Genomic DNA, 13,016 nt, shown 5'->3' with positions numbered 1-13,016 from the left:
GTGGCATTTAAATGCTCCAATGTCCAAACTGCCAAAGTAAAGATATAGGAAAGATCGGGATCAGCCAATATTATTGCTGGGGTTGTTTCATAGAACTTTCACTTTCGCAAGGAATCATAAATACCCATCAAGTAGAGGAAGATGGATCATTAAGTTCATTAGATGATTTGTTTGATGAAGACGAGCGCAGATTTTCTTCTTAATCCTTTGTACAAAAATAAGATGTCAGAGGTGAAACATAATGAATAAAATGATTACCTCAGCAGCTGTTATTGGAGCTGGAATTGCAGCTTATGGAATTGCGCAGAAAAACAATCTGATATCGAAAAAGGATATCAAGAAATTTCAAAAAAGAGTAAATAAGTTATTTTAAATGTAAGCAAGCCCATTGATGTGGGCTTGCTTTTTAGTGACTATCTGAAATGGACGTTTCTGGATGTCTGAGATTAGAATCCTGCTTTCTCTTTTCAATTCGCCTTAAGGCTGTCGCTTCCTGAGTAAGCTTATTCCGCTTTTCGATGTATATTTCACTGGTTTGGTTCTCAAAATATACTGAGGGAGGCGGATGGTGTGTTGGATATTCGCTTGAAATGGTTTTATCGGTTAGGTTTTCTGCTTCTTTTGTTTATTGTTTTATTTATTTTCTATAAATTAAAAGAACTATGGCTGCCTATTGTGAAGATTGGTTTGGTCGTGGTGATTCCTTTTATTATAGGTGCGTTTATTACATATTTGCTTCATCCTATTGTTGAGAAGCTTCATTCAACTGGTCTGCACCGGGGGTTGGCGACCTTCATCATATATTTTATCTTTTTCGGTGGAGTGGGCTTAGCTCTATATAAAGGCATTCCAGCGTTCATTCATCAATTAAAGGATCTTGTGGACAATGCCCCACTGTTTGCTAATCAATATCGAGATGCAATTGGGGCAGTGCAAAATAAAACTTCGACATGGCCGGAAATGCTGCAGATGAAGGTTGATGAAGGTATTCAGCAAATGGAAGCGGCGCTAGATCGCCTGCTTTCTAAAGTCATTGATATTTTATTGAATATCTTGAATTATGCTGTAGTGATTGCGGTAATCCCTTTTATTTCCTTTTATTTACTTAAGGATCATAGTCAGGTTAAGAGAGCTGCCTGGTATTTAACACCGAGAAAATGGAGAAAAGAAGGAATCTTGTTTCTGCGGGATATTGATAAGTCGCTCGGTGGCTATATTAGAGGCCAATTATTGGTTTGCTTAGTTATTGGTGTCATATCAGCGTTATTATTTTGGGCATTTGGGTTGAAATATCCATTACTATTAGGATTTATTATTGGAATTACCAATATCATTCCCTATTTTGGTCCAGTAATCGGTGCGATTCCAGCTATAATTATAGCCTTTACAATGTCAATCAAATTGGTGATCATCGTGATTATTATCATGATTGTTTTACAATTCGTTGAAGGAAATATCTTATCCCCATTTATTGTCGGTAAAAGTTTGCACATGCACCCGCTCATCATTATGCTGGCACTATTGGCAGGAGGAGAGGCTGGAGGAATTATTGGCTTGATTATTGCCGTTCCAATTTTAGCCGTTATAAAGGTAAGTATTATCCATGCTAGAAATCATTTTACAAAGAAGCCGGATTCACAAGTGACCAGCCGGTAAATGGAATATTGACAAACATCTTGAAAACTAGCTATAATGCGACTATATAAGATTAATACTTAAACATGTTGAAGGAACAAGTAAGTTATAGTCCATCTGATAGAGAGGGAATTCCTTGGCTGGAAGAATTCCTAGATGAAGGATAACAGAACGCTAATCCGGAGTGCAGTTAATTCCTGCCGTTTATCCGCGTTATGGATCTGAGAGATGAGAAGAAAAGCGGAGAAGGCTCGCTCGGTGGATGCGCAGTTGACACATGCTTTAGTATTCTCATAATCAGGGTGGTACCGCGAGAATGCTCTCGTCCCTGTATAGGGATGAGGGCTTTTTTTGTTGTTTAAAAATATTTATCTTTAAAACTTAAATTATTAGGAGGTACATAATGAAACATTTAACAGGTGCAGAAATTCGCCGCATGTTCTTAGATTTCTTTGAAGAAAAGGGACATTCCATAGAACCGAGTGCTTCTCTTGTTCCGCATGAGGATCCATCTTTGCTTTGGATTAATAGTGGTGTGGCAACATTGAAGAAATATTTTGATGGTCGCGTGATTCCGGAAAACCCAAGAATCGTAAATGCACAAAAATCGATCCGAACAAATGATATTGAAAATGTTGGGAAAACCGCTCGCCACCATACCTTTTTTGAGATGTTGGGTAATTTTTCAATCGGTGATTATTTTAAAGAAGAAGCGATTGAATTCGCATGGGAATTTCTAACTAGTCCAAAATGGATTGGCTTTGAAGCAGAAAAGCTATCTGTAACGATTCACCCTGAGGATGATGAAGCATATAAGCTTTGGGTTGAAAAAGTGGGAGTTCCAGATGAAAGAATTATTCGTTTGGAAGGAAATTTTTGGGATATTGGTGAAGGACCTAGTGGACCAAATACAGAGATTTTTTATGACAGAGGCCCTGAGTATGGAGATGACCTTGAGGATCCGGAATTATACCCTGGTGGAGAAAACGATAGATATTTAGAAGTTTGGAATCTTGTTTTTTCTGAATTTAACCATAATCCTGATGGAACTTATACACCTCTTCCGAAAAAAAATATTGATACGGGTATGGGCTTAGAAAGAATGGCTTCAGTTGTGCAAAATGTTCGTACAAATTTTGATACGGATTTATTCATGCCAATTATCCATGGTACAGAGAAAATTTCTGGAGTGAAGTATGGAGAAAGCAATGATGCCGATGTCGCATTTAAAGTGATTGCCGATCATATTCGTACAGTCGCATTTGCTGTCGGAGATGGTGCATTGCCATCGAATGAAGGAAGAGGCTATGTATTGCGCCGTTTATTACGCAGAGCCGTCCGTTATGCAAAGCAAATTAATATCAACCGTCCATTCATGTTCGAACTAGTGCCAGTTGTAGGAGAAGTGATGAATGATTTCTACCCGCAAGTGGATGAAAAAGCAGAATTTATTCAAAAAGTAATCAAAAATGAAGAAGAACGTTTCCATGAAACCTTAAATGAAGGTTTAGCCATTCTTTCTGAGGTAATCAAAAAGGAAAAAGAAAAAGACAGCAATGTCGTTAATGGAAAGGATGTATTCCGCCTTTATGATACGTATGGCTTCCCTGTAGAATTAACAGAAGAATATGCGGAAGAAGAGGGAATGACCATTGATCATGATGGTTTTGATACAGAAATGGAGCTTCAGCGTGAGCGAGCTCGTGCAGCACGTCAAGATGTAGGCTCTATGCAGGTGCAAGAAGGCGTGCTTGGAGAAATTAAAGCAGAAAGTAAATTTGTAGGCTACGACCAACTTCATGCAGAAGCAAAAGTTATAGCAATTGTGAAGGAAGGTCAGCTAGTTTCAGAAGCAGTTACTGGTGATGAAATTCAATTCGTACTTGACCAAACTCCTTTCTATGCGGAGAGCGGCGGACAAATTGCTGATAAAGGCCTTCTTGAAGCAACTGGTGTCAAAGTAGCAGTGAAAGATGTTCAAAAAGCACCGAATGGTCAAAATTTACATCGTGGAATGGTGCAAAAAGGCAGCTTAACTGTTGACCAACAAGTGTCAGCAACGGTTGATCGAGCGAACCGCGGTAGAATTATTAAAAACCATACAGCGACACATTTACTGCATCAAGCATTAAAAGATGTACTTGGTAACCATGTTAATCAAGCTGGATCATCGGTTGAGCCTGATCGCTTACGCTTTGACTTCTCCCACTTCGGACAAATTACGGTTGAAGAGCTGGAAAAGATCGAAACAATTGTGAATGAGAAAATCTGGAACAGTCTAGATGTAAACATTGAACTTAAAGGAATAGATGAAGCAAAATCAATGGGCGCAATGGCTCTCTTTGGTGAAAAATATGGAAAAATCGTTCGTGTAGTACAAATTGGCGATTATTCTCTTGAATTATGCGGCGGTTGCCATGTACCAAATACATCAGTCATTGGTTTATTTAAGATTCAATCAGAAAGCGGGATTGGAGCGGGCACTCGACGCATCGAAGCTGTCACTGGTGAATCCGCATATAAAATGATGACTGAACAAATAGGTGTATTAAAAGACGCAGCAGTAAGATTAAAAGCGAATCTTAAGGATGTTCCATCTAGAATTGACGGATTACAGGCAGAAATGAAGCAGTTACAAAGAGAAAATGAATCAATCACTGCTAAATTGGGTAATATTGAAGCAGGAAGCCTTGTATCCCATGCAAAAGAAGTCAATGGCATCACGATGCTTGCTGCAAAGGTTCAAGCAACTGATATGAATAACCTCCGTAATATGGCTGATGACCTTAAGAAGAAGCTAGGTTCTGCTGTGGTCGTATTAGGAAGTGCAAATGACGGCAAAGTCAATATTATTGCTGGTGTTACTGATGACTTGATTCAGAAGGGCTATCATGCCGGCAAGGTAATCAAAGAAGTAGCAACCCGCTGTGGCGGAGGTGGTGGAGGCCGACCTGATATGGCGCAAGCAGGCGGAAAAGATCCTGCTAAATTAGATGCTGCACTCCAATTTGTGGAGGAATGGGTAAAATCCGTTTGAATCCCACACGAAGTAGTGTAGAATGTAGGTAACCATTAGCGAATGTTCAAATGCATGAGGGAATGCGGACATGTCTGCCTTTTTCTTTATGCTGAACATAACCAAATGATAAGTGTAACTTTTCAATTGGTTAACAAGCCAGCGTTTCATACGACAACTTGGAGTTTAATGCATCTTTTGAATGAAAGAAGCGCCCTGCGCTTTTCTTATCGCACAGGTCACAAAGTGAGGTGTAAGAATTGAGCTCATTTGATAAAACTATGAGATTTAATTTTCCTGAAGATCCGATTGAACAAGATGTCAATCAAGTGCTCTTTCATGTGTATGAAGCTCTTCAGGAAAAAGGGTATAATCCGATTAATCAAATTGTTGGTTACCTGTTATCTGGGGATCCTGCTTACATTCCCCGTCACAAAGATGCGCGGAATGTCATCAGGAAGCTTGAACGGGATGAAATCATTGAAGAATTAGTGAAATCTTATCTAAAACAGCAGCGTGAGGGATAATAATGCGAACTATGGGATTGGATGTCGGTTCTAAGACAGTCGGCGTCGCGCTAAGTGATGCGCTTGGGTGGACAGCGCAAGGCTTAGAAACCATTAAAATTAATGAAGAGCAAAAACAGTTTGGCTTTGAGCGAATTGGTGAACTTGTAAAAGAGTATGAAGTCAGTAAATTTGTCGTTGGCTTTCCAAAGAATATGAACGGTACGGTCGGTCCACGAGGCGAAGCCAGTAAGTTTTATGGAAAAGAGCTTGAAAAGCGCTTTGGTTATCCTGTAGTCTATTGGGACGAGCGTTTAACGACAATGGCTGCTGAAAGAGTGCTCTTAGAAGCGGATGTCAGCCGCAAAAAAAGAAAAAAAGTCATAGATAAAATGGCGGCTGTCATGATTTTACAAGGCTATTTAGATAGCCAAAATTAATGAGGTGAAAAGAAATGGATCACGGAGAAAACAATATTACAGTAGTAGATGAAGATGGCAACGAGCAGTTATGTGAAGTATTATTCACATTTGATTCAGAGCAATTCGGAAAGTCTTATGTGCTTTACTATCCAATGGGTGCAGATGAGAATGACGCTGAAGATATCGAAATTCATGCATCGGCATTCGTTCCAAGCGAAGATAATGTAGACGGAGAACTTCAACCGATTGAATCTGATGAAGAATGGGATTTAATTGAGGAAATGTTGAATACATTCCTTGAGGAAAATGACGAAGAATAATCTCCTTTTTAAAAAGGGTGCCCTATGGGTGCTCTTTTTTTGTTCATCAAATATCGATTTCTAGAAAAGTAATCGTTTCTATTATCGATGTTAACCACTTCATCTTCGGTGCGGTCATAATTTAAAAAGGACAATTTCTACCTAAATTCAACATTTTTTTGTGGATTTTGCCGTTATTTGCCAATAATCTTTGTTTTTTGTTATATCTTGCGACTTGCAATCGAAAATATAGTATAATAATCCGAGATGTAAACCATGGTGGCTTGGATCATACGGAATAATTCCATATTATGACCAAAGTTATTTTTAGGATCGTTATGAGAATGAGAACAGATATCAAGCCCTAGGATTGGAGGTAAACTGATGTCAAATGAAGAAAAGCATAATAAGAAAGAGTCTATGCGCAATAATTTGATTCAGCGTCAAGGTGAAGCAAAAGTAGTACGGAAAATCGTATCGCTTACAGCCATTATATTAGTTATCACTGTAGGTATCATTGCAGCAGGGGGATATTTTTATTTAAACTCAGCATTAAAGCCAGTTGATCCAAAAGATCAAACAGAAAAATCTGTAGAAATCCCTATAGGTTCATCAGTATCAGGTATTGGACAGGTACTTGAAGACAATGGGATTATAAAGGATGCCAGAGTATTTAAATATTATGTGAAATTGCGTAATGAATCGGGCTTTATGGCCGGCACTTATAATTTGAAACCCTCAATGACAATGGGGGAAATCACTGAATCATTAAAAACTGGAAATATTGAACAGGAAGTTGTGTTTAAAATTACTGTCCCTGAAGGAAAACAGCTTCAACAAATAGCTGGCATTATAGGAGAGAAAACGGGTCAAAGCGGGGAAGAAGTATTTGACCAGCTGAATGATGAAAAATTCATTAAATCAATGATTAAAAAGTATCCGAGTATTTTAACTGAGGAAATTCTAGCTGAGGATATTCTAAATCCGCTAGAAGGGTATCTTTTCCCTGCAACCTATGATTATTTCACGGAAGAACCAACAGTTGAAGAAGTCGTTACACCTATGTTAGATAAAACAAATGCGGTGATAAAGGAATTTTCCGCCGAAATGGAAGCGCAAGATTATACACCTCATACATTGCTGACGATGGCCTCTTTAATTGAAGAGGAAGCAACGGCACAGGTTGACCGAGATCAAATTGCCAGTGTGTTCTTTAATCGATTAGACATCGATATGCCTTTGCAGACAGACCCTACAGTGCTGTATGCACATGGAGAACATAAATCAAGAACGCTATACGAGGATTTGAAAATTGATTCTCCGTATAACACATATAAATATAACGGTCTAACACCAGGCCCAATTGCGAATGCTGGGGTCACATCCATTGAAGCTACGCTCTACCCAGCGGAAACAGAATTTCTTTATTTCTTGGCAACCCCATCTGGAGAAGTATTATTCTCCAAAACTTTGGATGAGCATAATGTGAAAAAGAATGAGCATATCACGAATCAATAATTCAATATGATGGATAAAAGAAACGCCTAGGTTATTTGAAACCTAGGCTTTTTTGCTTATGTCAGTTTAGATGTCTTCTTGTCCGATTACGCTTTGTTTTTATGCATGTTCAAAAGTTAGAGATTGATATATCTCACCAATGATGCCTTTCATCTGATGTACACCTAAATCAGCATTTGTCATTATGACGGCAGCGGTTTTTACATAAGGGTATGAAACGATCATGGATTGAAAGCCTTCTCCCCAGCCAAGCGATGAAAATTCAACGTTGTGACCTTTCCCCTCGATAAACACGCCGAGTCCAGCCCACGGAATATCCCCTTGTGGGCTGATCATTTCTTTTATTGTAGCTTGCGATAAACCGAGTCTGCTTTCATTGTATAGTGAATGAATTATATCATTGACCAATAAAGCTAAGTCTGAAGATGAAGTCCATAGACCAGCTCCAGCTGGATTTGGGTAGAAAGGGTAATTCCCTTCTATTCGCTTTCCGTATCTATTATGTCCGCAGGAGAGGTTTTGTGCTTGTTTCTCTGTGACCTTTAATTCAAATATACTATTTGTCATCTTTAATGGTTCGAATATTCGTTCAAATATCTCTGTATGAAAGGATTGCCCCATAACATCTTCAATTAGCTGCTGAATGATACAATATCCAGCATCAGAGTATTGAAATGTGCTGCCAGGTTCAGCGATGATATTAATTGATTCATTACAATAGGGTGTGTCTCCATTTAAAATTTCCACCATGTCAGGTGTGGAGTCTTTAGGATTCATCCTCATAAAACTGCCTTTTGGGTCAATAATCCCAGATTGATGACTAAGTAAATTTCGCAAAGTAACTTTGTTGTTTATTGTTAAGGTATTATTAGGGACCTTCCATGCTGTAAGCTTCTGATTTACATCCTCATCTAAATCTAGGATACCTTCTTCTGATAGTTTCATAATTAAGACGGAGGTCAGAAATTTACTAATTGAGCAAGCGTTGAAAATGGTTTGATCGTTTACCCTCTGATTACGCCCTGCTTCGAGAACACCGTAGCTTTCAGTCGAACTGATTTGCCCATTTTCAATAATGGCCAAGCTTAGACCAGGTATTTGATAATGCTCCATACGTTCACTAATATTCATATTTTGTCGTTTAATCGAAACCGCCTCCCATTATCATAGTATAACATCAAAGTGGGAATATATGTTCTGTTTTTCTGTGGAAATACACGGTGTTTTAGGCGATTTAAATGAATACGGATTGGTTAATACAGGTCAGCTGCTGAAAAAAATAGCTTTCCCTATTCCTTTATGATAAAATAATTCAAGTATTTTCATAAGAATAATAATAGGTGACAAATCAGCTTTATTTAGGCTGTAGGTCTTTTACTTTTTGATAGCGATAGCGTCAATCACAAAATGTATGAATTGGGCCGGCAAGGTGCATGCATATACAACTGTGAACGCTTTTTTTCTTGTTAAAATCAGAGAGTATGATGAGAAATTTAGAAGTTGAAAAATGAGGTGAACAGCAGTTGCATAACGAAAGGCTGCAAGCATATATAGAAAAAATGATTCCTGATCGCAGCGATTTAATCATGGAGATGGAAGCTTATGCGAAAGAGCATAAAGTACCTATCATGGAAATAGAGGGCATTGAGGCCATGCTGCAGCTTTTGCGGATCCAGCAGCCACAATCCATTTTAGAGGTTGGAACAGCTATTGGCTATTCAGCTCTTAGAATGGCATACGCGCTGCCTGACATCAGGATCGTGACAATTGAAAGAGATGCAGAGCGCTATGAAGAAGCTGAAAAGTTTATTGCCCGCAGTGGAAAGGAAGAGCACATAGCCATTATTAAAGGAGATGCCCTTGAAGTAGAAGATGAGATAAAGGACAAGGGCCCTTATGATAGTATTTTTATTGATGCAGCTAAGGGACAATATAAACGTTTCTTTGAGATTTATAGCAAATATTTAAATGTAGACGGTCTAATTATCACAGACAATGTGCTATTTAAAGGTCTTGTGTATGAAAGTGAGATTGAAAATAAGCGCATTCGCAATCTCGTGAGAAAGATTAATGATTTTAATCAATGGCTTATGAATAATGAAGATTATCATACAGTCATTCTCCCGATCGGAGATGGCGTAGCGATTAGTAAAAGGAAGTAGGATGAAGTGGAATCAACTCGTCCAACGAGGATACTGTACACCTATTTCGTTTTTGTTCGATTGTATAAAGAGCAGATGTTTGGCAATCATAGCAAAAAGGTGTATATTGGACATCAGTAATATCCAATTGGTTCATCTATCCTTCTTTCTATTGTCGACAAATGAGCCTGCGCGTATCCATTAATTGGATGCGAATTCTTTTTTAGCAGGATGAAACAAACGTGCAAATAGATATGTAAAAGTGAGGAGTATGATGAAAATGAGTCAAAAACCAATTGTTATTGGAGTGTCTGGCGGTTCAGGATCTGGTAAGACAAGCGTGACAAGATCTATATATGAACAGTTTAAAGGTCACTCTATTCTGATGATTGAGCAGGATTATTATTATAAAGATCAATCTCACCTTCCTTTTGAGGAAAGACTGAAGACAAATTATGATCACCCGCTCGCATTTGACAATGACTTGCTGATTGAACATATTGAAGCGTTGACAAGATATCAAACGATTGAAAAACCTGTGTATAATTACTCTATGCATACACGGGCTGATGAAGTGATTGTTGTAGAGCCAAAGGACGTTATTATTATTGAAGGTATTTTAGTTCTGGAGGATGAGCGTCTCCGCAATCTGATGGATATGAAGTTATTTGTTGATACAGATGCAGATCTTCGTATTATTCGCCGTTTGTTCAGAGATATTAAGGAACGGGGCAGGACTATGGATACAGTCATCGATCAATATGTGAATGTTGTTCGTCCGATGCATAATCAATTTATTGAGCCAACAAAAAGGTATGCTGATATCATTATTCCTGAAGGCGGTCACAATCATGTGGCGATCGATTTAATGGTAACAAAAATTCAAACAATTCTTGAACAAAAGTCTTTTTTGTGAAACAATAGCATAGAAAATGGTAAAGGCAATAAAATGAGCAATGAAAAAATGCGCGCCCTTCAATAAAAGGACGCGCTCAAATGCATTCATTATGAATGTAAAATACATAAATATTGCCCAAATACTCGGGGCGAATGAAATTGAAGGAGTGAAGGTTTTGGCTATCGAAAAAGTATTCCCAATGACACAAGCTGGGAAAGAGAAGCTTGAGCAAGAATTAGAAAACTTAAAAACAGTAAAAAGAAAAGAAGTTGTTGAACGTATTAAAATTGCCCGCAGTTTCGGTGATTTATCCGAGAACTCAGAATACGATTCTGCTAAGGAAGAACAAGCATTTGTTGAAGGTAGAATTACCACTCTTGAAAACATGATCCGCAATGCAAAAATTATTGCTGAAGATGATATTAGCGGAGATTCAGTCTCATTAGGCCGCTCAGTTACATTTGTGGAGCTTCCTGATGGAGAAGAAGAAACATATACAATTGTCGGAAGCGCGGAAGCGGATCCGTTTGAAGGGAAAATCTCTAATGATTCTCCAATTGCAAAAAGCTTAATTGGCAAAAAAATCGATGATGAAGTAACTGTACAAACACCTGGCGGCGAAATGAATGTCCGCATCGTAACCATTAAATAAGCTATTATTTTTTCAAGTAAACGATTCTTATTGTTTGAAAAGTCTAAACCTCGTCAAAGCTTTTGACGAGGTGTTTTTTATGTGGAGAAAAAGAGCAATCATAATTTTAGCTATTTTTGTATCTGTTCTAATCGTATTAATGGGTAGACTTGTGCAGCTGCAGCTTACAGATACTGAGCACTTTACAACCAGAAATATCAATTTACTTGAAGCGAGTGTACAGCAAAGATCGCAAGAAATGGTGATAGACTCAGGTAGAGGGAGTTTTCTTGATCGCAATGGCAATCCATTGACCGAAGAATATAAGCCTGTGTTGATCTTGTTCCCGTTTCTCTCTCAAATGGATTGGGATATCAAATCTGTTTCTGAGATAACTGGGGCTTCAGAGTATGCCTTGCGAGCAGCGGTAGAGACAGCAAAGGAACCCATTGCATTCGGGACGCCTAAACCCTTGGAGTTAACCGATGAGCAGCTGAAAAAGATCAATGACTTGCAGATACCAGGAGTTTTCGCGGTAGAGAAGAAATACAGCCTTCTAAATAGACCAGCAGAACAGCTTTTAGGAATTACAAGTATGGATGGAAAGTTAAAGAGCCGTTATCCGGATAAAGAACTGCCCAATGAGGCGATGCTCGGAGTGACTGGGATGGAGAAAGGCTTTGATGAATTTCTTTTACCAGAAGGGAAATCAAAGCTTGTCTATCATGTAGATGCCAAAGGCGGGCCATTATTCGGTATAAATGTGAAGTACGTGGATCCGGCGAATCCGTTTTATCCAGTGAATATTAAAACAACTTTGGACTATGATTTACAAAGAATGGCAGAGAAGCTGATGGATGAGCATAAGATTAATAAAGGCGGGCTCGTATTAATGGATATAGAAACGAATTCCGTGTTGGCGATGGTCTCTCGTCCTTCTATGAATAAAGATAATCCTTTTGCTGATGAGGGAACTACGAATCTTATGGTAAAGCAGCAAATAATGGGCTCGATCTTCAAAACTGTTGTTGCAGCCGCGGCCGTTGATTATGAACTAACAGACCCATCCCGATTATTCAATTGCAGTCAAAAAATCAATGGTCAGCCTGATGATAAGTATGATCATGGCATGCAAAATTTTAATAATAGCTTTGCTCTGAGCTGCAACAATACTTTCGGCACTTTAGCAAAGGAGCTTATGGAGATTGATCCGAATATTTTAGAGGATTATGCAGAAAAGCTGTCTTTAATTGGTTCAGTTGGATGGAAAGGCGACATCTATCATTTTGAGGATTTTATACAAATACAGGATGAAGATGGCGGGCGTGTATTTTTAGATGATGCTGCGAGTAAAGATGCCAACTTTGTTGCCATGACAGGAATCGGTCAATATGAGGTGCGGGGGACGCCATTAGCCATTACGAATATGATGGCGACAATTGCAAGAGGGGGAGAGAAAAAAATGGTCCGCACAGCTTCAGTGGTTGAATATAAAAATCATACATCCTTGCTGCAGTTTAAAGAAAAGCCGCTAGAGGGTAGTCATATTAAGCCGTATACAGCAATGAGTATGCAAAAGCTCCTGCGTGAGGTTGTTGTAAATGAAAAGGGTACTGGAAGAGCTCTCAGTGAGTTACCCTATGAGGTTGCAGGAAAGTCAGGTACCGGAGAGACGGGTAAAGAGAAGGATGGTGAAGCTATAGAGAATAAATGGTTTGCAGGCTATTTTCCTTATAAAAATCCAAAGTACGCTCTTGTAACAGTCAGGCTGGATGCATTGGAGCAAAGTGATCCAAGTACAACGGCTTTATTTGCAGACATGGTGACTCAATTATATGAGTATGATCAATCACGTGAAGGAAATTGAAACTTTAATGGAGGAATTCCCGTCACATTCTATGGGTAATTCCTTCATGTTTTTTAAAAGTCATGTTAAAATGTGGACAGCTA

Annotated in this window: 13 protein-coding genes and 1 other annotated feature; of the genes, 12 read left to right on the top strand and 1 reads right to left on the bottom strand. The window is 38.7% G+C overall.

What is annotated here, in order from left to right:
* Window positions 1-11 precede the first annotated feature (11 nt).
* The 8 genes from J2S17_RS06930 (at window position 12) to mltG (ending at window position 7,396) form a co-directional block, all read left to right on the top strand.
* Complete coding sequence (locus J2S17_RS06930; protein WP_307473207.1) at window positions 12-203, top strand: YrzR-like zinc ribbon domain; 192 nt, start codon at window positions 12-14, stop codon at window positions 201-203.
* Between the two features lie 38 nt (window positions 204-241).
* Complete coding sequence (locus J2S17_RS06925; protein ID WP_307473206.1) at window positions 242-373, top strand: DUF3918 family protein; 132 nt, start codon at window positions 242-244, stop codon at window positions 371-373.
* 200 nt (window positions 374-573) lie between these two features.
* Window positions 574-1,656, top strand: a complete 1,083-nt coding sequence (locus J2S17_RS06920; RefSeq protein WP_307473269.1) for an AI-2E family transporter — start codon at window positions 574-576, stop codon at window positions 1,654-1,656.
* A 59-nt stretch (window positions 1,657-1,715) separates the two neighbouring features.
* Window positions 1,716-1,968, top strand: a binding site (T-box leader).
* Between the two features lie 70 nt (window positions 1,969-2,038).
* Complete coding sequence (gene alaS, locus J2S17_RS06915) at window positions 2,039-4,672, top strand: alanine--tRNA ligase (protein WP_307473204.1); 2,634 nt, start codon at window positions 2,039-2,041, stop codon at window positions 4,670-4,672.
* Window positions 4,673-4,911: 239 nt separating this feature from the next.
* Window positions 4,912-5,178 (top strand): IreB family regulatory phosphoprotein, encoded by a 267-nt coding sequence (locus J2S17_RS06910; RefSeq protein ID WP_307473202.1) that lies wholly within the window; start codon window positions 4,912-4,914, stop codon window positions 5,176-5,178.
* A gap of 2 nt (window positions 5,179-5,180) precedes the next feature.
* Window positions 5,181-5,597, top strand: a complete 417-nt coding sequence (gene ruvX, locus J2S17_RS06905) for a Holliday junction resolvase RuvX (RefSeq protein ID WP_307473200.1) — start codon at window positions 5,181-5,183, stop codon at window positions 5,595-5,597.
* Window positions 5,598-5,611: 14 nt separating this feature from the next.
* Window positions 5,612-5,899, top strand: a complete 288-nt coding sequence (locus J2S17_RS06900) for a DUF1292 domain-containing protein (protein ID WP_307473198.1) — start codon at window positions 5,612-5,614, stop codon at window positions 5,897-5,899.
* Window positions 5,900-6,262: 363 nt separating this feature from the next.
* Window positions 6,263-7,396, top strand: a complete 1,134-nt coding sequence (mltG, locus tag J2S17_RS06895; RefSeq protein WP_307473196.1) for an endolytic transglycosylase MltG — start codon at window positions 6,263-6,265, stop codon at window positions 7,394-7,396.
* Window positions 7,397-7,495: 99 nt separating this feature from the next.
* Here the strand turns inward: mltG and J2S17_RS06890 are convergent, their stop codons facing one another.
* Window positions 7,496-8,542 carry a serine hydrolase domain-containing protein gene (locus J2S17_RS06890; protein WP_503128666.1) on the bottom strand — a complete coding sequence of 349 codons (1,047 nt, stop codon included), beginning with the start codon at window positions 8,540-8,542 and terminating at the stop codon, window positions 7,496-7,498.
* Between the two features lie 377 nt (window positions 8,543-8,919).
* Between J2S17_RS06890 and J2S17_RS06885 the strand changes: the two genes are divergently transcribed.
* From J2S17_RS06885 to J2S17_RS06870, 4 genes are all read left to right on the top strand, one after another.
* On the top strand, window positions 8,920-9,558 hold the full coding sequence (locus tag J2S17_RS06885) for an O-methyltransferase (protein ID WP_307473193.1): 639 nt from the start codon (window positions 8,920-8,922) through the stop codon (window positions 9,556-9,558).
* A gap of 259 nt (window positions 9,559-9,817) precedes the next feature.
* Window positions 9,818-10,453 carry a uridine kinase gene (gene udk / locus J2S17_RS06880; RefSeq protein ID WP_307473191.1) on the top strand — a complete coding sequence of 212 codons (636 nt, stop codon included), beginning with the start codon at window positions 9,818-9,820 and terminating at the stop codon, window positions 10,451-10,453.
* A gap of 157 nt (window positions 10,454-10,610) precedes the next feature.
* Entirely contained in the window at window positions 10,611-11,087 is a 477-nt protein-coding gene (gene greA / locus J2S17_RS06875; RefSeq protein ID WP_307473268.1) for a transcription elongation factor GreA, read from the top strand.
* 79 nt (window positions 11,088-11,166) lie between these two features.
* Entirely contained in the window at window positions 11,167-12,933 is a 1,767-nt protein-coding gene (locus J2S17_RS06870; RefSeq protein WP_307473189.1) for a peptidoglycan D,D-transpeptidase FtsI family protein, read from the top strand.
* Window positions 12,934-13,016 lie beyond the last annotated feature (83 nt).

The sequence above is a fragment of the Cytobacillus purgationiresistens genome (assembly GCF_030813235.1).
In the GTDB taxonomy this organism is placed as follows: domain Bacteria; phylum Bacillota; class Bacilli; order Bacillales; family Cytobacillaceae; genus Cytobacillus; species Cytobacillus purgationiresistens.
The sequence above is the reverse complement of the archived record's forward strand: the minus strand, read 5'-3'. Positions and strand labels throughout refer to the sequence as shown.